The sequence below is a fragment of the Flavobacterium sp. ALD4 genome, from assembly GCF_002836475.1.
GTDB lineage: Bacteria > Bacteroidota > Bacteroidia > Flavobacteriales > Flavobacteriaceae > Flavobacterium.
In genome coordinates this window covers 486,632-510,124 of sequence record NZ_PJBJ01000030.1, presented here as the reverse complement: position 1 = coordinate 510,124, position 23,493 = coordinate 486,632, and the positions used below count along the sequence as shown (strand labels likewise).

21 protein-coding genes and 1 tRNA gene are annotated in these 23,493 nt (G+C 36.1%); 10 read left to right on the top strand and 12 right to left on the bottom strand.

Features of this window, described 5'->3' with window-relative positions; genetic code table 11:
* The first annotated feature begins 10 nt into the window (after positions 1–10).
* On the top strand, positions 11–1,168 hold the full coding sequence (locus CXF59_RS10860) for a transglutaminase domain-containing protein (protein ID WP_101137801.1): 1,158 nt from the start codon (positions 11–13) through the stop codon (positions 1,166–1,168).
* 12 nt (positions 1,169–1,180) lie between these two features.
* On the opposite strand, the gene CXF59_RS10855 is transcribed toward CXF59_RS10860, so the two are convergent.
* Positions 1,181–2,329: a PAS domain-containing sensor histidine kinase gene (locus CXF59_RS10855; RefSeq protein WP_101137800.1), complete on the bottom strand. Its 1,149-nt coding sequence runs from the start codon at positions 2,327–2,329 to the stop codon at positions 1,181–1,183.
* 186 nt (positions 2,330–2,515) lie between these two features.
* Here CXF59_RS10855 and CXF59_RS10850 point away from each other — a divergent pair, with 186 nt between their 5' ends.
* On the top strand, positions 2,516–3,391 hold the full coding sequence (locus tag CXF59_RS10850; RefSeq protein WP_101137799.1) for a flavin reductase family protein: 876 nt from the start codon (positions 2,516–2,518) through the stop codon (positions 3,389–3,391).
* A 27-nt stretch (positions 3,392–3,418) separates the two neighbouring features.
* Positions 3,419–3,790 carry a DUF3127 domain-containing protein gene (locus tag CXF59_RS10845; RefSeq protein WP_101137798.1) on the top strand — a complete coding sequence of 124 codons (372 nt, stop codon included), beginning with the start codon at positions 3,419–3,421 and terminating at the stop codon, positions 3,788–3,790.
* A 60-nt stretch (positions 3,791–3,850) separates the two neighbouring features.
* Here the strand turns inward: CXF59_RS10845 and CXF59_RS10840 are convergent, their stop codons facing one another.
* A complete protein-coding gene (locus CXF59_RS10840) occupies positions 3,851–4,582 on the bottom strand; it encodes a phosphatase PAP2 family protein (RefSeq protein ID WP_198554682.1) in 732 nt (243 codons plus the stop codon).
* Positions 4,583–4,651: 69 nt separating this feature from the next.
* Here CXF59_RS10840 and aat point away from each other — a divergent pair, with 69 nt between their 5' ends.
* Positions 4,652–5,290 carry a leucyl/phenylalanyl-tRNA--protein transferase gene (aat, locus tag CXF59_RS10835; RefSeq protein ID WP_101137797.1) on the top strand — a complete coding sequence of 213 codons (639 nt, stop codon included), beginning with the start codon at positions 4,652–4,654 and terminating at the stop codon, positions 5,288–5,290.
* Between the two features lie 2 nt (positions 5,291–5,292).
* Here the strand turns inward: aat and CXF59_RS10830 are convergent, their stop codons facing one another.
* Positions 5,293–5,850 (bottom strand): DNA-3-methyladenine glycosylase I, encoded by a 558-nt coding sequence (locus CXF59_RS10830; RefSeq protein ID WP_101137796.1) that lies wholly within the window; start codon positions 5,848–5,850, stop codon positions 5,293–5,295.
* Between the two features lie 122 nt (positions 5,851–5,972).
* On the opposite strand from CXF59_RS10830, the gene CXF59_RS10825 reads away from it, so the two are divergent.
* Positions 5,973–8,102 carry a M3 family metallopeptidase gene (locus CXF59_RS10825; RefSeq protein ID WP_101137795.1) on the top strand — a complete coding sequence of 710 codons (2,130 nt, stop codon included), beginning with the start codon at positions 5,973–5,975 and terminating at the stop codon, positions 8,100–8,102.
* Between the two features lie 79 nt (positions 8,103–8,181).
* Here the strand turns inward: CXF59_RS10825 and tsf are convergent, their stop codons facing one another.
* The 4 genes from tsf to rplM form a co-directional block, all read right to left on the bottom strand.
* A complete protein-coding gene (gene tsf / locus CXF59_RS10820; protein ID WP_101137794.1) occupies positions 8,182–9,006 on the bottom strand; it encodes a translation elongation factor Ts in 825 nt (274 codons plus the stop codon).
* Positions 9,007–9,144: 138 nt separating this feature from the next.
* Positions 9,145–9,981 carry a 30S ribosomal protein S2 gene (gene rpsB, locus CXF59_RS10815; RefSeq protein WP_101137793.1) on the bottom strand — a complete coding sequence of 279 codons (837 nt, stop codon included), beginning with the start codon at positions 9,979–9,981 and terminating at the stop codon, positions 9,145–9,147.
* A 173-nt stretch (positions 9,982–10,154) separates the two neighbouring features.
* Positions 10,155–10,541: a 30S ribosomal protein S9 gene (gene rpsI, locus CXF59_RS10810; protein ID WP_016988569.1), complete on the bottom strand. Its 387-nt coding sequence runs from the start codon at positions 10,539–10,541 to the stop codon at positions 10,155–10,157.
* Positions 10,541–10,996 carry a 50S ribosomal protein L13 gene (gene rplM, locus CXF59_RS10805; protein ID WP_016988568.1) on the bottom strand — a complete coding sequence of 152 codons (456 nt, stop codon included), beginning with the start codon at positions 10,994–10,996 and terminating at the stop codon, positions 10,541–10,543. Before rplM ends, rpsI begins: the two co-directional genes overlap by 1 nt.
* 347 nt (positions 10,997–11,343) lie before the next feature.
* Here rplM and CXF59_RS10800 point away from each other — a divergent pair, with 347 nt between their 5' ends.
* Positions 11,344–12,369 (top strand): LacI family DNA-binding transcriptional regulator, encoded by a 1,026-nt coding sequence (locus CXF59_RS10800; RefSeq protein ID WP_101137792.1) that lies wholly within the window; start codon positions 11,344–11,346, stop codon positions 12,367–12,369.
* A 245-nt stretch (positions 12,370–12,614) separates the two neighbouring features.
* On the opposite strand, the gene polA is transcribed toward CXF59_RS10800, so the two are convergent.
* Positions 12,615–15,455 (bottom strand): DNA polymerase I, encoded by a 2,841-nt coding sequence (gene polA / locus CXF59_RS10795; RefSeq protein ID WP_101137791.1) that lies wholly within the window; start codon positions 15,453–15,455, stop codon positions 12,615–12,617.
* A 455-nt stretch (positions 15,456–15,910) separates the two neighbouring features.
* Here polA and CXF59_RS10785 point away from each other — a divergent pair, with 455 nt between their 5' ends.
* On the top strand, positions 15,911–17,146 hold the full coding sequence (locus tag CXF59_RS10785; RefSeq protein ID WP_101137789.1) for a metallophosphoesterase: 1,236 nt from the start codon (positions 15,911–15,913) through the stop codon (positions 17,144–17,146).
* A gap of 75 nt (positions 17,147–17,221) precedes the next feature.
* Positions 17,222–17,518 carry a co-chaperone YbbN gene (locus CXF59_RS10780; protein WP_101137788.1) on the top strand — a complete coding sequence of 99 codons (297 nt, stop codon included), beginning with the start codon at positions 17,222–17,224 and terminating at the stop codon, positions 17,516–17,518.
* 22 nt (positions 17,519–17,540) lie between these two features.
* On the opposite strand, the gene CXF59_RS10775 is transcribed toward CXF59_RS10780, so the two are convergent.
* Both CXF59_RS10775 and CXF59_RS10770 read right to left on the bottom strand, forming a co-directional pair.
* A complete protein-coding gene (locus CXF59_RS10775) occupies positions 17,541–18,188 on the bottom strand; it encodes a polysaccharide deacetylase family protein (protein WP_101137787.1) in 648 nt (215 codons plus the stop codon).
* A gap of 89 nt (positions 18,189–18,277) precedes the next feature.
* Positions 18,278–21,589, bottom strand: coding sequence for a DUF2723 domain-containing protein (locus CXF59_RS10770; protein ID WP_101137786.1), 3,312 nt, complete (start codon positions 21,587–21,589; stop codon positions 18,278–18,280).
* A 237-nt stretch (positions 21,590–21,826) separates the two neighbouring features.
* Between CXF59_RS10770 and CXF59_RS10765 the strand changes: the two genes are divergently transcribed.
* Positions 21,827–21,897: transfer RNA gene (locus tag CXF59_RS10765), tRNA-Gln, on the top strand.
* 196 nt (positions 21,898–22,093) lie between these two features.
* Here CXF59_RS10765 and CXF59_RS15430 read toward each other — a convergent pair.
* Positions 22,094–22,240 (bottom strand): hypothetical protein, encoded by a 147-nt coding sequence (locus CXF59_RS15430; RefSeq protein WP_232758832.1) that lies wholly within the window; start codon positions 22,238–22,240, stop codon positions 22,094–22,096.
* A 429-nt stretch (positions 22,241–22,669) separates the two neighbouring features.
* Positions 22,670–22,840 (bottom strand): universal stress protein, encoded by a 171-nt coding sequence (locus CXF59_RS15425; RefSeq protein WP_232758830.1) that lies wholly within the window; start codon positions 22,838–22,840, stop codon positions 22,670–22,672.
* A 175-nt stretch (positions 22,841–23,015) separates the two neighbouring features.
* Here CXF59_RS15425 and rimP point away from each other — a divergent pair, with 175 nt between their 5' ends.
* The gene (rimP, locus tag CXF59_RS10755) at positions 23,016–23,480 is read left to right on the top strand and encodes a ribosome assembly cofactor RimP (RefSeq protein ID WP_101137785.1); all 465 of its coding nucleotides are present in this window, start codon (positions 23,016–23,018) and stop codon (positions 23,478–23,480) included.
* The last annotated feature ends 13 nt before the right edge of the window (positions 23,481–23,493 follow it).

The window sequence follows — 23,493 nt, the reverse complement described above, 5'->3', positions numbered from 1 at the left end:
CTTAGATCAAATGAAAAATATATATTTAATGCTCTCTTTGCTTTTTTCAATTTTAAGTTTTGCTCAAAAGCAGACTCAATATACTTTAGTTGATCAGCAAATTTCTCAAATACCCATTCGATCAACCTATTCAACAGATGCAATTGCCGATTATATCAATGCTCATTTTCAAACTGATGATGAGAAGATACGTGCTGTTTTTTATTGGACAGCGTCAAATATCAATTATGATGTAGATAAAATGGTAGCGTTAAATAACAAAGAAGCCTTAGAAAATAATAGCACAAGAATACTCAAGAGTAAAAAAGGTGTGTGCAGTGACTATACCAAAATATTTAAGGAAATAGCAAATAAAGTGGGTATTGAGACGGAGACTATAAGCGGCTATACAAAGCAAAATGGGGCGGTAGACACGATGTCGCATGCCTGGAGTGCTTCTAAGATTGATAACCATTGGTATGTCTTCGATCCAACCTGGGGTTCGGGATATGTGAATAATGGAAAGTTTGTCAATACGTTTGACAATCAATATTTTAAAGTTAACCCCAGCGATATAATTGCTTCGCATATGCCGTACGATTATATGTGGCAATTCCTTAATTATCCTATTTCAAATCAAGAGTTTTACAATGGAAGTACTGGTGTTGATAAATCAAAAAAGCGATTTGATTTTGAAGCTGAAATTTCAAAATATTATAAATCATCTGAAATGGAGCAATTAATTGGGTCGTCAGCACGAATAAAAAAAAATGGAGTTGTAAATACGATGATATTGAATCAGCTTACCTATGAAAAAAGTAAGATAGAATATTACAAACAAGTGAAGACATCTGATTATTTCAATACCGTCGTGTCGCTTTATAATGAGGGGGTAAATGACTTAAACAAATTCCTTAAGTATAGAAACAAGCAGTTTAAACCTATAACGTCAGACAAAGAATTGAAAGCCATGATAGATGGACCAAGAAACAAATTACGCCGTTGTCAGGAAATGTTGAATAATTTTGGATCTATTGATGAAAGAAATGTTTCAAGTATAAAAGCCATTAAACAATCTTTGGAAGAATCTATTGGTCAGACAGAAGAGCACACGGCTTTTGTAAACGCATATTTAAGCAGATCCAAAGTAGTTAGGGAAACGATGTTTTACAAAATAAATAGGCTTTAACAAGCATTAAAATCAAGACACTTTTCTTAGGCTGATTTGCATAGTGGTTCCTTTTCCTATTTCAGAATGGGACACTTTTATAGATCCTTTGTGGTATTCTTCCACAATTCTTTTTGTCAAAGATAATCCTAATCCCCAGCCTCTTTTTTTAGTGGTGAAACCGGGCTCAAAGACCCTCTTGAACTGTTTTTTCTGAATTCCATTCCCGCTATCAGTCACACTTATTTTTATGTAATCATGATCCTGTTCTATTTTTAAAGCCAGTTTTCCTCGTCCTTTCATGGCGTCAATAGCATTCTTAACCAGGTTTTCAATCGTCCAGCTGTGTAAGGTGGGGTTAAGCATAACGAAGATAGGTGATTTTGGACCTTCGAATGTGAATTCAATCTGTTTCGAAAATCGGGATTGAAGATAGTTATAGGATTGCAGGGTCTCCTCTACAATATCTTTCTTTTCTAATATGGGTTCCGAGCCAATTTTTGAGAAACGATCTGTAATAGTTTGTAATCGCTCAATATCTTTTTCAATTTCAATCGTTGTTGATTCATCAATATTTTCGGACTTCAAGATTTCGACCCACCCTATTAACGAAGAAAGTGGAGTACCTATTTGATGGGCTGTTTCTTTTGCCATTCCTGCCCAAAGTTTGTTTTGAGTCGCTATTTTCGTGCTTCGGTAAAAATAATAGACCAAGGCAGAAAACAATACGATAATGAGTAATAAGGCGACGGGATAATATTTTAGTTTATTCAGTAGTGCCGAATTGCCGTAATATAATTTTTGAAATTTCCCTGGATCATACTCAATTACAATAGGGTCATTTTCATTTTTTAAATCCGATAAAAATGCGACAGCTCTGGCGTTTTCATTTACAATGGCATCGTCGATATTAACGGTGTTGATGATGCTGTCATTCTCGGTAAGAATAATGGGTATTGAAGTGTTGTTGCTGAAGATTTGAAGAGGTAGTTCAACATCAGTATTTTCACCCGCGTTAATGAGTGTTTTTTGAGCTTTTGCCCAAAGATTCATTTTTAAACGTTCTTCATTTTTGAATATTTGAAAAAAGGTATAGGTGTTCCAAAGTATCAGTGAAATTATTAAAAATGAAGCGAAAATAATAATCCAACGAGTCGTATTTTTTCTTTCAGAAAACTGCATAAACGAGATTTTGAGGTATAAATATAACGAAATATAAACACTATTATTTTAGTTCTTAATACAAAGGAAAATTTTTAGGTTATGGGAATGTTTTTTAGATTAAATAAGCGGACGCTCTCTTTAAAAACTTAAACCATTTACTTACTTTTGTATATCAAGGAACTAAATAACTGAAAACAAAAAAGTATGATTACTATTGATCCAAAAAGTATAGAAACGTCTAAGTTACAAGGATATCTTCAAGGTTCTGTAGGGCCTAGACCCATTGCTTTTGCCAGCACTGTAGATAAAAATGGAACTCCAAATTTATCGCCTTTCAGCTTTTTTAATGTTTTTAGTGCAAATCCACCTATTCTCGTTTTTTCTCCGGCAAGACGTGTTCGCGACAATTCGGTTAAACACACTTTAATTAATTGTGAGGCAACGGGAGAAGTGGTTATTAATGTTGTGAATTTTGATATGGTACAACAAACGTCTCTTGCCAGCACAGAATATGCCGATGGTGTAAATGAGTTTTTAAAAGCAGGGTTTACGGCAGTTCCTTCTGATGTTGTAAAGCCATTCCGAGTTAAAGAGTCGCCCGTACAATTTGAATGTAAAGTGAACCAGATAATTCCATTAGGAAGCGAAGGCGGAGCCGGAAATTTAATCCTTTGTGAAGTAGTACGAATTCATATTAACGAAGCCGTTTTAGATGCAAACGGGGCGATTGATCAATATAAAATTGATTTGGTTTCCAGGTTAGGAGGGAGTTGGTATTCACGCTCAAATCAAGGTTTATTTGAGGTGCCTAAGCCTTTATCGACCCTAGGAATAGGGGTAGATGTTATTCCGGATCGTATTAAAAAAAGCCTCATTTTTGATGGAAATGATTTAGGGAAATTAGGAAACATAGAAGCCTTGCCTACCCCAGAAGAAGTTAGTATATTTGTAAAACAGAATTTTTCTGTGAAAGGTGTTTTAACCTCTGATGACCAGGATAAGCTGCATTTAGAGGCAAAAAAATACTTAGATGAAAACGATGTTCTTTCCGCATGGAAAGTACTTCTGGCAGAAAAATAAGATTAAATAACAATTAAAATAACGAAGATGGAAGTTACAGGAAAAATTAAAGTTGTTAACCCAGAACAACAAATAAGTGCCGCGTTTAAAAAGAGAGAGTTAGTTGTTACAACAGAAGAACAATATCCTCAACATATTATGATTGAGTTTACTCAAGACAAATGTGACTTGTTAAACAATTATGCAGTTGGTGAGCCAGTAAAGGTTTCTATCAATTTAAGAGGTAGAGAATGGGTTAGCCCACAAGGAGAAACTAAATATTTCAATAGTGTCCAAGGGTGGAGAATTGAGAAAGCAGGAGTTGAGCCTCAAGCGCCTTCAGCACCTATGCCTACTGCTCAGACTTTTGCTCCGGCAACAAACTTAAATGAAGACGAACCAGACGATTTGCCTTTTTAATTAAGAGTATAGCAAATAAAAGCCTTGATATAGTCAAGGCTTTTTTTGTTTTAAAAAAGTTTAGAAATCAGGTTTTATCAGGATTCCCAATCCGTTAGTTTTCCCAAATTGAGGATAAACAAACGCAGAGGTTCTATTCTTTCTGCCAAATTTAATTGTCTGAAAAGGATTGTAATTAGTGACTAAAATTCCGGAAAGTAATCCAATTCCTGCTCCTGCTAATACATCCGATGAATAATGCCGGTTATTAGCCATTCGTAAGATACCAGTCGCTGTTGCGAATATAAACCCACTACTGGCGTACCAAAAATTGGAATCTTTATATTCTTGAAATAGCAAGGTTGCATTGGTAAAGGCAATGGCAGTATGACCTGATGGGAAACTAAGATTATTTGATCCATCCGGTCTTTCTTCTTTTACCAGATTTTTAGTAATTTGTACAACTGCTAACGTTAATGAATTAGCAATAACAACATCTACTGTTTGATGGAAAACTGTGTTTTTAGGTTTGAATCCAATGTATCGTCCAGCGTATATTTGAGCAATTGGTACCAAAGGGGTAAAGTCGTCTATTTTAGAACTAAATTCGTTTCCAAAAAAGGCATTTGACTTTTCTTGGATGGCATTATTTGGAGTGGAATTTAATAGAAAGATACCGCCAGTTAAAAGAGCTGTTGGTACAATAAAATTCTTATAAGATAGTTTTTTATTGATTGCTAAACTATCAATTTTTTGCCCATTCATTTGTGAAATAAACAGGACTAAAAGGAAAAGGATTGATAATTTTTTCATTTTTAAAGTAGTCAAATAAATAAGTTGTTTCAAATTTAATAGTTAGTTTTATATTTTAATTGATTATCCATGTTTTATTTATCTCAAGAGTTGTTTTTTCCTCCTGTTTCTGAAACTAAGTCACATGGTATTGTTGCACTTGGAGGAGACTTGTCTCCAGAGCGTCTACAATTAGCTTATAAAAGCGGAATTTTTCCTTGGTTTGAAGACGGAGAACCTATTACTTGGTGGTCGCCTGATCCTAGAATGGTTTTATTTCTGGATGAGTTGGTTGTTTCTAAAAGTATGCGAAATATACTGAACAGGAATATTTTCACGGTTACTTTCAATCAAAATTTTAGAGACGTGATTTCAAATTGCCAGAACATTAAACGGGATGGGCAAGATGGAACATGGATCACAAATGACATGATTGAGGCGTATTGTAAACTCAACGAATTAGGTATTGCAAAATCAATCGAAGTTTGGCAAGATGATGAATTAGTCGGAGGATTATACGGTATCGATTTAGGTCTTGTTTTCTGTGGGGAAAGTATGTTTTCTAAGGTGTCAAATGCTTCCAAAGTGGCTTTTATTGCTTTGGTAAACCAATTAAAAAAAGAAAATTATAGCTTGGTTGATTGTCAAGTCTATAATCCTCATTTAGAAAGTTTGGGTTGTAGAGAAATTGACCGTGATGCTTTCATAAAGATTTTAAAACAGCAATAGTTCTATTTTTTCCAACAATCGGCAATATGGTCATTCACCATTCCTGTTGCCTGCATATGCGCATAGATAACAGTGGATCCCACAAATTTGAAACCGCGTTTTTTTAAGTCTTTGCTGATCTCGTCCGAAAGTGGAGTGGTGGCGGGAACCTCTTTTAGTGTTTTTGGGTTGTTGATAATTGGTTTCCCATCAGTAAAATTCCAAATGTATTTTGAAAAACTGCCAAATTCTTCCTGTATCATCATAAAAGCCTGCGCGTTTGAAACTGCAGAACGTACTTTGAGTTTGTTGCGAATGATTCCTGCGTCCAATAAAAGGGCTTGGACCTTGTCTTCTGAATAAAGGGCTATTTTTTTATAGTCGAAATTGTCGAATGCTTTCCTGAAATTCTCCCTTTTGTTAAGGATCGTAATCCAGCTGAGCCCGGCTTGGAATGTTTCCAGAATAAGGAATTCAAACAAAGTGGCATCATCATAAACGGGAGTTCCCCATTCCTGGTCGTGGTATTCTTTGTATAAGTCGCTGGACAAGCACCAGCCGCATCTAATTGGATTGTCCATTGTAAATTGTTTTGTATTTTCAAAGATAGTAGAACCAAGCAGTATTTTGTTAAATTCTGTTGTTGCTTAAATTTTTTAAGTAGATTTAGCAGCTGAAAAAACAAGTGCTATAATATGTTAATATGAAAAAAATAATAACTGCTCTAATGATCGGATCAACAATGTTAAGTGTTAATGCGCAGGAGAATCCGGACAACCCATTGCTCAAAAAATGGACAGGCCCATACGGCGGGGTTCCTGCTTTTAATGAATACAATATTTCCCAAATCAAACCTGCTTTTGATGTAGTCATCAAGGAACGTTTAAGCGAGATTGAGGCGATCGCCAACAATCCGAAGGCGCCCACTTTTGAAAACACGATTGCTCAAATGGAACGCGCCGGTAAGGATTTTAAGCGCGTTATGACGGTATACGGGATTTATTCTTCGAATCTAAACAGTCCTGAATTTGAACCTATCGAAAGGGAAATGGGGCCGATATTGGCTTTTTTGTCGAGTAGGATTTATCAAAACAAGAAATTATTCAAAAGAATTGAAAGCCTTTACAACGGTCGCGATAAAGGGAAGTTGACCAAAGAGCAACAGCGGTTAATTTGGTTGAACTATACTAATTTTGTCAAGGAAGGAGCGAATTTAAATCCTGAAGCAAAGGAGAAAGTGGCTGAAATCAATGGTGAATTAGCAAGCTATTTTTCTACGTTCAGTCAGAATTTATTGGCCGAGGAAAACAATGAATACGTGGCTTTAAGCAATCAAGGTGATTTTGACGGTTTGCCGGAAGGCTTGAGGAAAGCAGCGATGGCTCAGGCCAAAGAGAGGAATTTGAATGTACTCGGAGTGATAGGCAATACGCGTTCATTTGTGGAACCGTTTCTGACTTTTAGCAATGACAGGGAACTAAGGGCCAAAGTTTGGAGCATGTATGTCAAAAGGGGTGACAATGAAAATGAATTTGACAACAAAGCCACCCTTGTGCAGATTTTGCAGCTAAGGGCAAAAAAAGCAAAATTACTTGGTTTCCCTACTTTCGCACACTGGAACCTGAGCAATAAAATGGCTAAAACACCCGAGCGCACAATGGAGTTGATGATGTCAGTATGGGAGCCTGCGGTTGCGCAAGTGCATAAAGATGTTGCAGCCATGCAGAAAATTGTAGATGCTGAGGGAGGAAATTTTAAAATTTCTCCTTGGGATTATCGTTATTATTCGGAGAAAGTACGAAAAGAAAAATACGATCTGGACCAGAATGTGGTCAAGGAATACCTGCAATTGGAAAACCTCAGAGAAGGCATGTTTTGGGTTGCTGGTGAGCTGTTTGATTTGCAATTCAAGCAGATTACAAATGTTCCTGTATACCATGCTGACGTAAGAGTTTGGGAAGTTTCAAATAAAACGACGGGGAAATTAGTAGGTCTTTGGTATTTTGACCCGTATGCCCGCAAAGGGAAACGTTCTGGTGCCTGGATGAACGCCTATAGAAACCAACAAAGGATGGATGGTGAGGTCTTGACAATCGTCTCCAATAACAGTAATTTTATTAAGGGAGCAGACAATGCGCCCGTTTTGATTTCGTGGACTGATGCTACGACATTGTTTCACGAATTTGGCCATGCGCTTCATGGACTGTGTTCAAATGTCACTTACCCAACTCTAGCCGGAACTGCAGTTGCAAGGGATTATGTGGAATTTCCGTCTCAAATTTTGGAGCGCTGGCTTGAAACTCCAGAAGTGTTAAACAAGTTTGCATTGCATTATAAAACCAATGAGCCAATTCCGATGGCGTTGGTGGAGCGTATCGACAAAGCATCTACTTTTAATGAGGGATTTTCAACGGTAGAAACAATCGCAAGCTCATTGATAGATATGAAACTTCATTTGGCCGGTGATACCTTAATTGACCCGACAGCATTTGAGCGTGAAACATTAAATAAACTTAATATGCCTGAAGAAATCGTAATGCGTCATAGGATTCCGCAATTCGGACATATTTTTTCAAGCGATGGGTATGCTGCAGGGTATTACAGCTATTTATGGGCTGATGTGATTAGCACGGATGCGTACGAGGCTTTTACCGAAGGAAACGGACCTTATGACAAGGAAGTTGCGAAGAGGCTTTACGAAAGCGTTTTTAGCGTGGGAAATACTACGGATCAAGAAGATGCTTACAGAAGTTTTAGGGGACGTGACCCCAAGAGTGATGCTTTGATGAGAGCAAGAGGTTTCGATTCCTTTAAAGCGGAGAATAAAAAATAATAGAACGGTATTCAGTTTAATAAAAAGAGCGATTTGAATTTCAAATCGCTCTTTTTATATATAATAAGTTGGTTTAGGATTATCCTAAAGCAGCTCTTTTGAAACCTGTAACGATAAGATCTTTATCTAAAGATTTTACGTAGTTAGCAACGCTCAATTTGTTGTCTTTAATATAATCTTGGTTTACCAAGGTGTTATCTTTAAAGAAACGAGCCAGTTTACCTTTAGCGATATTGTCTAACATTGCTTCTGGTTTACCTTCTTGACGCAAAAGGTCTTTTGCGATTTCGATTTCTTTTTCGATAGTTGCAGCATCAACTCCAGCTTCGTTTAAAGCAATTGGAGACATAGCTGCAGCTTGCATAGATACGTTTCTAGCTACCTCTTCAGCACCTTCTACATTTTTAGACAATGCAACTAAAGTAGCGATCTTGTTTCCAGAGTGGATGTAAGACCCTACAAAAGCACCTTCTAATTTTTCGAAAGTTCTGATTTCTAATTTTTCACCGATAACTCCAGTTTGCTCGATCAATTTATCGGCAATAGTGATTCCGTTGAAATCTGAAGCTAAAAATGCTTCTTTAGTATCAAAATTCAATGCTTGATTAGCCATTTCAGTTGCCATTTTCACAAAGCTTTCATTCATACCTACGAAGTCAGTCTCACAGTTTAATGTGATAACAACACCAGCAGTTTTGTCAGCATTTACAACAGCAATTGCAGCACCTTCAGTAGATTCTCTATCTGAACGGTTTGCAGCTACTTTTTGTCCTTTTTTACGTAGGTTTTCAATCGCTAAATCGAAATCACCATCAGCTTCTACTAATGCTTTTTTACAATCCATCATTCCAGCACCTGTAGCTGTTCTTAATTTATTTACGTCTGCAGCAGTTATTGTTGCCATGTTGTGTTTGTTTATAAGGTTAAAAGTAAAAATTCCAATTCCTAAATTCCAAATCCCAATTTTATTAAATTATCAACTTATTGTTTCTAATTTTTTTTCGGGAATTTGGAATTTAAAATTTGGAATTTAAATATTGTTTTATTCTTCAGTTGCTGGAGCCGCTGTATCGGCAGCCGGAGCTGCTGTTTCAGTTGCTGCTGGAGCTGCTGTTTCAGTCGCTACTGGAGCCGCTTTTTCAGCTGTTACTGGAGCTACTTTTTCAGTTGCATCAGTTTCTTTGTCAGAACCTCTATCAGAAAGTCCTTCAACAATTGCAGCTGTTACTAAAGTTAAAATTTTATCGATTGATTTAGAAGCATCATCATTTGATGGAATTACAAACTCTACTTCACGAGGATCAGAGTTAGTATCAACCATTGCAAAAACTGGAATGTTTAATTTTTGAGCTTCTTTTATTGCGATGTGTTCAGCTTTGATATCCACTACAAATAATGCAGCTGGTAATCTTGACATATCAGAAATTGAACCTAAATTTTTCTCTAATTTAGCACGCTGACGATCAACTTGTAAACGCTCTTTTTTAGAAAGGGTCATGAATGTGCCATCTTTCTTCATTTTATCAATAGTAGCCATTTTTTTAACGGCTTTACGGATAGTCACGAAGTTAGTTAGCATTCCACCAGGCCATCTTTCAGTAATGTAAGGCATGTTTGCAGCTTTTGCTTTTTCAGCAACGATGTCTTTTGCTTGCTTTTTGGTAGCTACGAATAGTATTTTTCTACCTGATGCAGCGATTTTCTTCAAGGCTTCATTAGCCTCTTCGATTTTTGCTGCAGTTTTATATAGATTGATAATGTGAATACCATTACGTTCCATATAAATGTAAGGAGCCATGTTTGGATCCCATTTTCTAGTCATGTGACCGAAGTGGACACCTGCTTCTAGTAATTCTTTTACTTCTACTTTGTTTGACATTTTTTGTACTAGTTTACGTTCTGTTGATTAGCAATGTATAAATGGCGATTGCTCGGCTATGTACATTTAGATGCTAAACTAATTTCCCGCCTCAACGGGACAACAACAACATTGTTTTAAATTCAATAATAAACTCAATTAGTCTTGAATACATATATTCAAGACAGGCAATATTAACGTTTCGAGAATTGAAATTTCTTACGAGCTTTCTTCTGACCGAATTTCTTACGTTCAACCATTCTTGGATCTCTTGTCAATAAACCTTCTGGTTTCAAGATTAGTCTGTATTCAGGATTTACTTCACACATAACGCGTGCTAAGGCCATTCTTACAGCTTCTGCTTGTCCAGTTGAACCACCTCCGTAAACATTTACTTTTACATCAAAGTTAGTTGCATTTTCTGTCATAGACATTGGTTGCATTACTTTGTACTGTAAAGTAGCCGTTGGGAAGTAAGTTGCGAATTCTTTTTTGTTTACAGTGATTACTCCTGTTCCTTCCGAAACATAAACACGTGCAACAGCGGTTTTTCTTCTACCGATTTTGTGAATAACTCCCATTACTTAAGATCGTTTAGGTTAACTGTTTTCGGTTTTTGTGCACCTTGTTTGTGCTCTGAACCTACAACAACATTTAAATTTCTAAAAAGTTCAGCACCAATTTTGTTTTTTGGTAACATTCCTTTTACAGCTTTTTCTACTAGTAATGCAGGGTTTTTTGATTGCAATACTTTAGCAGTTAAAGTTCTTTGCCCTCCTGGGTAACCTGTGTGACGCATGTAGATTTTCTCGTCCATTTTGTTACCTGTAAGGTTGATTTTTTCTGAGTTGATAACGATTACGTTATCCCCACAGTCAACGTGCGGTGTGTAACTTGGTTTGTACTTACCTCTAAGAATCATTGCGACCTTTGATGCAAGACGACCTAAGTTATGCCCATCAGCGTCTACAACAATCCACTCCTTTGTAACGGTGGCTTTGCTTGCTGATTTTGTTTTGTAGCTTAATGCGTCCATAATATTATTTTAATTAAACATTCCATCCCCATTAAAGGGGATGCAAAAGTACAATTAATTATTTTAAATACAAATAGCTTAAAAGAATAATTTTATCTCGCCTTATCCCTGATTATCAAATGGATATTTGATGTGCCGCGGATTAGTTATCTTTTACAATTATACATTGTGGCGACTTTCTATTTTTATATTACTTTTGTTATCAAAATAAATTTTTTATATTGCGAAATAGCAATAAAAAGCCATTATCGTAAAAATGGCTATTTGCAATCAAAGAAAACCATACATTTAGCAGAGTAAGATGGATGTCTAATAAATTGTTAATAAAGTCAACACATACCTAAATTATGAAAGTCAAAGCAACTCTTAAACAAATAGCAAAAGAACTTAACGTTTCTGTTTCTACAGTTTCAAAAGCACTTAATGATAGTCCTGAAATTAGTGATCAGACGAAAATTAAAATTAAGGAATATGCAAAGCTTAAAAACTATAAGCCAAACGTCATAGGTTTAAACCTTAAAAACAGAAAGACAAAAACGATAGGCGTTATTATACCGAATATTCTGAATTCTTTTTTTGCCAAAGTTTTTAGCGGTATCGAAAAAGTAGCGGATGAAAAAGGGTACAACGTTATTATGTGTATTTCAAATGAATCTATGGACAAGGAAGCGCATACTTTAGAAATGTTGAGTAATGGTACTATAGATGGGTTTATCTTATCAGTGTCTGAAGAAGCGCAAAAATTAGTTGAATACAGTCATTTTTCGGCGATTATTAATGATGGCACTCCTATAGTCATGTTTGATAGGACTGCAGATGGTATTGAGTGCGATAAGGTAATTGTTGATGATTTTGATTCTGCCTTAAATTCTACGCAGCGGTTAATCGATTTGGGATGTACAAATATTGCTTTGTTGTCTTCCGTAGATAATTTGAGTGTTGGTAAATTAAGAGTGGAAGGTTATTTAAAAGCTTTAAATGACAATAACATTCCAATAAATGAAGATATAATTCTTCGTACGGACTCTGAAGAAGATTTGAATAGTAAAATTGAAGCGATATTTGATAATAACACCATTGACGGTGTTTTTGCTTTGGATGAAAACGACTCCGTTGCAGCTTTAAAAATAGGAATATCAAAAGGATATAAAATTCCTGAAGAGCTTTCGGTAATTGGATTTGCCGATGGGGTTCTCGCTTCAAGAAGATTGACTCCTAGTTTAACTACTATAAGTCAGCATGGTGTTGAAATAGGCGAAGTGTCAGCTAAATTACTTATTGATAGATTAGAATCTAAAGAAGAAAACCTTCCTTATCAAACAGTTGTTATTAAAACAAAATTAAAGGAAAGAGGGTCCACAAGAAAAGGGTGATCACTATCGGGGTAGATACAGCATAAAAAAATCCATTTGCAATTTTAAATTGTAAATGGATTTTTTTTATTTTCTAGACTTCTTTTTTTAGGAGTTCCTGTAGCGCCTAATTATTTCCACGATTTTCTAGTTTTTGTAGCTAGTGTAAAATAGTGAAGCATGGATTGATTTTCGGCGATGTAAAGTCAAAAACCTAAATGAGATAATTATGGGGCTAATTATTACTACTAATCGGGAAATACTTCCTAGTGTGCTTCGAGCCAATCTTTACCCATGCCTAGCTCAACAGTTAGAGGTACATCTAGTTTGAACGCATTTTCCATTTCGTATTTGATCATCTCCTTCATTTGTTCCAGTTCTGAATTGTGAATGTCAAACACAAGCTCATCATGTACCTGAAGCAGCATTTTGCTTTTATAGTTTTCTGATATCAGTTTTTTGTGGATGTTAATCATCGCAATTTTGATGATGTCGGCGGCACTTCCCTGAATCGGCGCGTTAACCGCGTTCCGTTCTGCTCCGCCACGTACCATGGCATTTTGGGAATTAATGTCTTTTAAATAACGACGTCTTCCCAAAACAGTTTGTACATAGCCGTTTTCACGCGCAAAATCAACCTGCTCTGAAATGTATGATTTCAATCTTGGATAGGTTTTGTAATAAGCTTCAATTAAAGCAGCACTTTCAGAACGGGATAAATCCGTTTGATTGCTTAGTCCAAATGCGGAAACACCGTATATGATTCCAAAGTTTACCGTTTTGGCATGGCTACGTTGTTCTCTGGTAACTTCTTCCAGAGAAACATCAAACACTTTTGAAGCGGTAGATTTATGAATATCTTCGTTGTTCAAAAAGGCTTTTATCATGTTTTCCTCACCGCTCAATGCAGCAATGATGCGCAGTTCTATTTGAGAGTAATCGGCAGACACTAAAGTGTAGTTCTGGTCTCTTGCCACAAATGCTTTTCTTATTTGTCTCCCTCGTTCCGTACGAATTGGGATGTTCTGTAAATTTGGATTATTGGAACTCAAACGACCCGTCGCAGCCACGGTTTGCATATAATCAGTATGTACTCTTAAGGTCACAGGGTCCACTTGATTGGGCAGCGCGTCAACGTAAGTGTTTTTTAGTTTTACTAATTGGCGCCAGTCAAGAATGTCCTTTACAATTTGATGTTCATCAGCCAAGTAACTTAATACTTCTTCGCCCGTGGCATATTGCCCTGTTTTTGTTTTCTTTTGTTTGGCTCCGCCAATTTTCAATTTGTCAAATAGAACATCGCCGAGTTGCTTCGGTGAAGCTAAATTAAAATTTTCTCCTGCTACTTCGTAAATAGCGGCTTCATGTCTTTTAATATCATTGTCTAAATCGTGTGATAACGACTTTAGGAAATCAGTGTCCAACCTGATGCCTTCTTTTTCCATGTCTGCCAAGACTTTTACCAAGGGAATTTCAATCTCTTCAAAAAGTTTCTTTGTCTCGGTTTTTTCCAATTCGGCAGAAAACAGTTGCTTTAACTGAAAGGTGACATCGGCATCTTCTGCTGCGTATTCTTTGACTTCCTCTAAATCAACATCGCGCATCGATTTCTGGTTCTTGCCTTTTTTGCCAATCAGTGTCTCGATGGATTTCGGGGAATATTTTAAATAAGTTTCGGCCAGGATATCCATATTATGTCGCATATCTGGATTAATCAGATAATGGGCAATCATGGTGTCGAATAATTTTCCTTCTACAGTAATGTCATAGTTGGAAAGTATTTTTAAATCATATTTCAAATTTTGTCCAATTTTCTCAATTTTCTCATTTTCGAAAAAAGGCATAAACTTTTCAGCGAGCGCTTTGGCTTCAGCCTGATTTTCTGGAAACGGCACATAAAATCCTTTGCCTTTTTCGTAGGAAAAAGAAATCCCCACTAATTCAGCATGCAAGGCATCTAATCCAGTAGTCTCTGTGTCGAAACAAACAGAAGTTTGTTTTAATAAATTTTGTAATAATAATTTTAGTCCTAAATCTCCTTGAATTATCTGATAGGAATGTTCAGTATCTTCTAATGTATTGTAATATTTATGGGGGGTCTCTTCAGAAGACTCATCTGAAATTCCACTTCCAAAAAGATCAAACTGTTCTTCGCTTTTTTGTTGTGCCTTTTTTGGTGAGTCGCTATTATCAGATGCCTTGCTTGCAGTTGCGGTCCCTCCTTTTTTAAATATGGAGTCAAACTGTTCTGCCATTCTTCTAAATTCTAACTCATTAAAAAGAGCATCTGTTTTTTCGATATCCGGAGTTGACAACTCATAATCAGTTTCATTAAAAACAACAGGGCAATCCAAGAGTATGGTTGCCAAAGTTTTTGATAAAATACCTTTCTCTTTGTTGGCTTCGATGTTTTCTTTCATCTTTCCCTTTAGCTTGTCTGTATTTGCTAAAAGGTTTTCCATCGATCCGTATTCTTTTAGGAATTTCTTGGCGGTAACCTCGCCCACACCAGGCAATCCCGGAATGTTGTCAGCCGCGTCGCCCATCATACCCAGAAAGTCAATCACTTGTTCCGGTCTCTCTATTTCGAATTTTGCCAGCACTTCAGGAACTCCCCAAATTTCGATACCATTACCCATTCGGGCAGGTTTATACATAAAAATATTTTCAGATACCAATTGCGCAAAATCTTTGTCAGGAGTAACCATAAAGACTTTGTAATTTTCTTTTTCGGCCTGTTTTGCAATCGTCCCTATCAGGTCGTCAGCCTCGTACCCTTTCACTTCTATGATTGGGATGTGCATGGCACGCAATAATTCTTGTATGTATGGAACGGCTATTTTAATAGCCTCCGGGGTGGCGTCACGGTGCGCTTTATATTCAGGAAAAATTTCATTTCTCAATTGGCTCCCGCCATTATCAAAGGCAACCGCCAGATGATCTGGTTTCTCTCTTTTGATGACATCCATCAAGGAGTTCATAAATCCCATAACGGCCGAAGTGTCCATTCCTTTAGAATTGATTCGTGGATTTTTTATAAAAGCGTAGTACCCGCGGAAAATTAAAGCATAAGCATCGAGTAGAAAGAGACGTTTTTGTTCTGACATAATTGTGATTTTGTAAAGATTTCAAAAGTACAAAACTTAAGAGATAAAGATGGAACTGAATTTAATATTTCTAAAAATCGGAGACATAATTATTGTTTTAAGCGTGGTCACGTATCATAAGGGTAGTTATAAATGGTTTGTCTGCGTTTGGGCTGAACGCTTTAAAAGGGATGGGGATAGGTTAAAAGTTGGAGTGAGTTTATCCGGTGATTCTACAAATGCTATAGTCATATATGATTGAAATAATAAGTTTGGGTTGGCTTTTGGGTGTTATCTGACTGTTTTCAACAAGCGATAATTTTCACAATAGATAAAGTTAGCTATTTATTTGACGACACTTGTACTGTTTTGAAAAACACGACAGCAAAAAAATGGTGCGATTTTAGTTAAATATTGATTAATAACTACACTTAATGTTTTCTTAATTTGTTATTTTGCCAATAAAAATAATTACAATGATTTTTCGTATCCTGTTTTTAAGTTTTATCCTTATTATGGTGGAACTGTATGCATTTCAAGCATTAAAAACATTAATAAAGTTAAAATGGGTTTTGGTCGCTTATCAGATCATCAGTGTGTTGGTTTTTATATTTATTGTTTATTCCTTTATGCAATTTGACAGTTCTGTGGGGCAAACGAAGCAGACGCTCTTTACAATGGGTTTAGTGCTTTTAGTTTATGTTCCTAAATTGGTGTTGACTCTTGTATTACTGGGAGAAGATGTGTTTAGAATTGGAGCTGGGTCAATAAAATATTTTATAGATTATGATGATAATACAACCTTTTTTGCCTCGAGAAGAAAATTCGTAAGTCAGGTAGGATTGGGGTTAGCGGCAATTCCATTTATGTCTTTGATTTATGGAATAACCATTGGCAGGTACAATTATAAAGTAATAAAACAACGCATCTTTTTTCCGGATTTACCGGATGCCTTTGACGGTTTTACTATTACCCAAATATCAGATGTTCACAGCGGTAGTTTTGATAATCCAGAAAAGATTAATTATGCCATCGATTTGGTAAATGAGCAAAACTCGGATATGATTCTGTTTACCGGTGATATTGTTAATACTGATGCTAAGGAAATGCATCCTTGGATAGAAACGTTCAATAGAATTAAGAAACACGAGTACGGGAAGTATTCTGTTCTTGGGAATCATGATTATGGAGAGTATGTCACTTGGCCTACAGAACAAGATAAAAAAGATAACTTTCAGGCCATAAAAAACCTTTACGGAGAAATTGATTTCAAGCTATTATTGAATGAGCATACTTATATAGAAAAAGGAGGCGATAAATTTGCATTAATAGGAGTGGAGAATTGGGGGCAAAATTTCAAAAAAGCAGGGGACATCAACAAAGCTTCAGAAGGAGTTCGTCAAGAGGATTTTAAAATTTTGATGAGCCACGATCCAAGTCACTGGGATTATGAAATCAAAAGCCATGAAAAGAATTTTCACTTGACATTGTCAGGCCATACTCATGGGATGCAATTTGGAATTGAAATCCCTGGTTATTTTAAGTGGAGTTTAGCTCAGTATGTTTATGCGCAATGGGCTGGTTTATACGAAAATTTAGGAAGATATGTTTATGTAAATAGGGGATTTGGTTTTCATGCATACCCTGGTCGAGTTGGAATTATGCCTGAGATCACAGTCATTGAACTAAAAAAAGGCAAGAATGTAGCATGATTAGTTAAAAATAGTACATTTGTAGATTAATGTCTGTTTTTTCTAGTAGATTTAAAAATTAAATTCGATGGTTTTATGTCAAAATTTGGAGAACTTATAAGTGCACAAGTGCCTGTGTTGATAGATTTTTACACAGATTGGAATGAGTCATCTGTTACTATGCATCCTGTAATTAGAGATGTGGCAGCTGCACTTGGGGACAAAGCAAAGGTCATTAAGATTGATGTGGATAAAAATCAAGAATTAGCTGATGCTTTAAGAATTAAAGGGCTTCCTACCTTAATGATTTATAAAGGAGGTCAAATGATTTGGAGACAGTCTGGTGAGTTGGATGCCAATACTCTTATCGGTATAGTACAAGAGCAATTGTAATACTTTTAACTCTACTCTGTTGTTAAATAGCTTCACATTGGAATCCGTTTTTATCTAAATAATCCAAGGCCTTTGGTAGTGCGTATTCTAGATTTTTGAATGCTTTCACGCTGTCGTGAAATACAATTATACTTCCAGGTTTTATATTTGAAACCACATTTTTCAAACATCTTTCTTTTGTGATTGTTTGATCAAAATCAGCACTTAGAACATCCCACATTATGATTTCGTATCCTAGATTCTTTAAATTTTTTGCTTGCGTGGGTTTAATTTTCCCATAAGGAGGACGGAAGATTCTAGAGTCTGAATTACCGCCTTCATTTTTATGCTTTTTAATCGAATTCTCGCAAAGCGAAACATTAGCGTTGTAGTCATCGGTTGTGGTTTCCCAGCCGTTTAAGTGATTGAAAGTGTGATTTCCTATCGAATGCTTCTTCTGTATTAATTTTTCAAAAATGGAAGGATATGCTTCTATATTTTTCCCAATGCAAAAAAAAGTGGCTTTGGCGTTGTGCAGGTCTAACTGTTCCAAAACCCATTCTGTAATTTCAGGAGTAGGCCCATCGTCAAATGTCAGGTACACTTTATTTTTCGTATTTGGGAAGTCCCATACATATCGAGAGAAAAGCTTCTTTATTAGTGAATGTGTTTTAATCCAGTAAAAGCTCATTTTGTTAGTTGTTTCTATAAAATTAAAAAAAAATGCAGCAAAAAATATAAATTTTGCTGCATTTTTTAAAAGATATTTAGGGTGCTTCTTTATTCTTTTTCTCTTCCGAATCGTTCGAACATTTGAATATAGGTATTAAATACAGTTCTGTTCTTAGCATAGAAGTTCAAATCCCCGTTTTCTTTCATCACTTGCAGTAAGCTTCTGTAGCGTTCAAGGTCTGTGATAATATCAACAGCTAAACTCGATTGTTCTGAAGACTTTAAATGGCTGTAGTAATTAAGATTGTCTTTGTATTTTGCCATCAATTGCTCCAAGAGTTTTTGTGCTTTGGCTTTTTCTCCCACTTGGTAGTATCCTTTTGTAAAAGGTTCCACTAAAGAGTAATAACCAAATTTATCCAATGGCATTTTTGTCACAGCTAAATTAATAATCGTTTTTGCCTTCTCAAACTTTCTTTCGGCAATCAATTGATCCATTAATCGGGCAAGATTTGTTCTGTACGTTATGCTCTCACGTCTGGTTTCAATGTCATGGTATATTTTGTCGCTGTCACTATTGCCCCAGTCCCATTTCATGACATTGGTGTACATTTTTTCAGAATCAATTTGTCCCATGTCTAGTGGGCTACCATCTTTAGGGATTGCAGTTTTTACGGGGACTAATTTATAGACCATTCCGTCAAGTTGTAGGTAGTCTTTCATCCAAAGGTAGTCTTCGTCATCAAAAGCACCAGGGCTAAAGAATATGGGTCTTTTCCAGTTGTTGTTGGCTACTAGGTCCAGCATCATTAGCCTGTTTTTATACAAGGCGTTTCCTTTGATGTCGATATCTATATAGGGTACAATAGAATCATAGTATTGAGGCGAAACTACTTTGTTTTTTATAATGGCATTCTTGTCAACAGGGATTCTGACTTTATTGGTTGGATAAAAATGAATGGTCTGTCCGTTCTGCATGCCAACCGTAGATTTTGGATTTTTAATGAAGTCCATAAAATCTTTTATTTCCCATCTGCTTTCTGTTTTGGGAATATGCACTACATAATCTAATTTGTCTCCCACATATTGATCGTGGGTAAAAGAGATCGGCAGTGGATCCGCTTCATATGTTTTTGTTTTCATCTGGTCGATATACCAATCAGTCATAAAAAGACTCGTATTTACAATTTTAACGTCAGTCCTTACGTGTTCTATTTCTTGTGCATACCATAGTGGGAACGTATCGTTGTCGCCTATTGTGAATAGAATGGCATTAGGGGCACAGGAGTTAAGGTATGCTTTTGCCATTGCTGTTGCGGTATACTTCCCGGAACGGTCATGGTCGTCCCAGTTTTGAGATGCCATAAGTACCGGAGCGACTAATATGCTCGTCGCAATAATTATGGGTCCTGCTATTTTTGGTGCTAAATATTTTTGAGCACTTTCGTACAGTGCATATACTCCAAACCCAATCCATATGGCAAAAACATAAAAAGAACCCACTAAAGCATAATCTCGCTCTCTCGGTTCAAAAGGTCTTTCATTCAGATAAATTTTCAACGCAATACCGGTGAATAAGAACAAAGTCGACAGCACATAAAAACTTTTTCGGTCTTTATTGGCATGATACATCAATCCTATAAGTCCCAGAAGGAATGGAAGGAAATAATAGGTATTGCGTCCCTTATTTTTTAGTACATCTTCTGGTAAATTGTCTTGCGAACCCAAATGCAATTCATCCATGAATTTTATTCCGCTAAGCCAGTTTCCGTCTTGACTGTCGTATCTTCCCTGTACGTCATTTTGACGTCCGACAAAGTTCCACATCAAGTACCTCACGTACATGTAGCCAAACTGGTATTCGAACATAAAACTTAAGTTATCGACCGTCGTTGGTTTATCTATGATTAAATAATCACCGTAACTTTTCAGGAACTTTACATAACCATCATTGTCGATTTGTTTTTGAGCGTAGGCAGTTCTAAATTCAGCTACCGTTTTTCGAATTTCGCTCTTTAACTGTCCAATAGCCCTGCTATAGTCTTCTTCGGATAATTTACTGGCGTCAATTCCGTATTTGGCTAAATCCTCTTCATAAGGATAGGCAGGATTTAGTTGAAAATCCGGAGCATTCGTGAAGTTCATGTAATTGGCTATATGGTCTGTACTCCACATACGGGGTAAAATAGTTTTATGATTGTCATCGCTATTTTGCACGGCATTTTTGAAATTATTTACAATCTCATATTTTCCGGTTTTATAGTTTCTTTCGTAGTTGGGAGCTTTGTCAAGATACGGTTTGTCTTTGTCTAAACCGGCAAAAACTTCAGTATACTGAGGGCCGTAAAATAGAGGGTTAGAGCCATATTGTTCTCTATTATAGTAAGCTAGAACTTCGCGTGCATCTGAAGGTTTATTTTCGTTGATATTTACATTGGCATTGGCACGAACAGGCAACATTGTCCAGGTCGAAAACCCAATTAAAACGAATAGAACACAAAGGATTAATGTGTTGAACGTTACAAGACCTTTGTTGTTAGTATATTTTAAACCAAAATAAAAGGCAGCAGAAAGAAGTATAGTAACCAGAATGGTTCCAGAGTCAAAAGGCATTCCTAAGTCATTAACAGTGAAAACCTCTGTTCCGGCAAAGAAAGACATAGTTAATGGTAGTAGTAATTTGAAAATAAACAATAATATCGAAACAACAACGACATTGGCAATGATGAAATTTTTGACGGTAACTGTTTTGTAATGCTTAAAAAAGTACAACAGCCCGATTGAAGGAATCGTTAAAAGAGCCATAAAGTGAACTCCAAATGACAGTCCGATAACCAGTGAAATAATTAGTAACCATCGATTTCCCCTCGGTGAGTCCATGTCTTGTTCCCAGCGTAAACCCAGCCAAAAAAGCAAGGAAATAAATAAAGAGGCCATAGCATAAACTTCTGCCTCTACGGCATTGAACCAAAAGCTATCAGAGTAGGTAAAAGCTAAAGCACCAACAAAGGAACTGCCCAGAATTACAATAGCGTTGCTTGTACTCAATTGAACAGCCTCATTCTCTTTTTGATTTGGTTCAGCTATTCTCGAAATTAATTTTCTCAAAATCATCGACGAAGACCAAAACAGGAATAGTATAGTAAAGGCACTCGAAACAACAGAGGTCATATTAACCATTAAGGCAATATGTTCGTTATCTGAAGCAAACATGGCGAAAAATGCGCCAATCATTTGAAATAAAGGTGCTCCGGGTGGGTGGCCAACTTGAAGTTTTGCTGCGGTGGCGATATATTCTCCACAATCCCAAAAACTCATTGTGGGTTCAACTGTAAGGGTATATGTTATTAATGCGATTACGAATGTAAACCAACCTATAATCGTATTCCATTTATTGAAATTGAATGGCGCCTTATTCATGTGTTGAAATTTAGTTATATTTTAAGTTGCAAAGAAAATGTTTTTTTACTTAAGGTAGGAAACATTAGCGAAATTTTCTGTCAAACTAATTTCAGGGGTAATAGCTTGGTTTTTAGTAATTTTCAAAATTTATTTGGCATGGATTGATTTTAAGTAAAAATTTTTTCAATAAAAAGTGAAAAAAAGTTTGCGCAAACTGAATTTTATTATAAATTTGCACTCGCTTAGCAGCAACGATGGTCTATGGTGTAATGGTAACACAACTGTTTTTGGTGCAGTCGTTCAAGGTTCGAGTCCTTGTAGACCAACTAAAGCCTCTCAATTTGAGAGGCTTTTTTTTTGGACTAATTTTATAACACAAGTAGCCTGATTAGGTTCTGTTTTAAATATGCTTTATCATAGTAGTGGGATTAATAGAATAGCCTTTTTATATTTTAAAGCTTAGAACTATTCGTGCCGAATTGTTTGCCGAGTCTTCACCGATACTTCCTGTGAAGAAATGAGCTAAGCCCGTTTTCCGTGGGTGCATAGTCCTGTGAAATCCGTATTTATGGAATTGAAAAAGTTAATAATTCCTTTTTCGATATTTATATCCTTGTAAATAGGACTGGAGTAGTTGGTGATTTTAAAATCAACTATAAAATCTGTCATTATTTTTTCTGAAGGGCAGTTGATCTAAAGCTGTTAGTGACGAAAATCGTCACTAAGTTCAATTTTGCGTAAAATATTTTACTAAACTCAATTATCTTTTTTGAACGGTTTTTTTTATTTCTTTCTAAAAACCTGATGCGAAAATAAAATTAGTCGATTTCAGTTCATTAGTGTCTTTTTTAATTACCAAAACCGCAACTCCTGATAGTCGAACTACTTTTTAGGTATTAGAGCTAGCCAATATCTCTTTGGAGGCAGAGACTCCATGAGTGCCCACAACTAATGAGTCGATCTTGTTTTTGTTGTTGAAGGATAAGTTTCCGTCAAAGGCTATTATAAAATACACTATTTCAATAACTTGTGTTCTTTTTAGGTGGTCTTTTCCTTTAAGTTGTAGAAGTGTTTAAGTGGGTTTCTTACTAAATAGCATCACTTCCAGAATACCTGCGGTTCAGTTATGGTGTTGTTCATTTGGGTTGGGATTTTCATCATATGAAGCAGTGCTATTTCGATATTGTTTCTTTTTGCAATTTGTTCGGCTACGCTTAAAGCGTTTTCTGCATCTGCCGAAAAGTCGGTTGAAGCTAGAATTCGTTTCATAATTAGAGGGGTTAAATTATGGGAAAAATCGTTTTTTTGTCGTTTCTATAAAGATTAGAAATATTTTAACATCATTCTATCAATTCGATTTATAAAAAAAACACTATATTTGCACCGTTATTTATTAAAATCTAGATAATGAGGCACGCATTGCGTGCCTCTTTTTATAAAAAATATGACATTTAAAGAAAGAATAAATTTATTGTTGACTGAAGCTCTTGTAGAAAAGCCGTCGCTTTTCTTAATAGACCTTGTTATCACTGATGCTTTTAAAGTTATTGTAACTTTGGATGACGATAATGGTGTGGTGTTGCAGGACTGTATCGATATCAGTCGCTCAATAGATGCCAGTTTAGACAGGGAAGAGCAGGATTATTCTTTAGAAGTAGCCTCAGCGGGTGTTTCTTCGCCATTGAAGAAGATCCGACAGTACAAGAAAAATGTAGGTAGAACCTTGATAGTGAAAACTAATACAGAAAATATCGAAGCGGAATTAGTGGAAGCTAATGATGATTTTGTAATTTTGTCGTGGAAAGCAAGAGAACCTAAAAAGATAGGTAAAGGAAAAGAGACCGTTGAAAAGACATTACAGATCCTTTACGCAGATATAAAAGAAGCAATTGTTACAGTAACATTTTAATTAAAGGATTCGC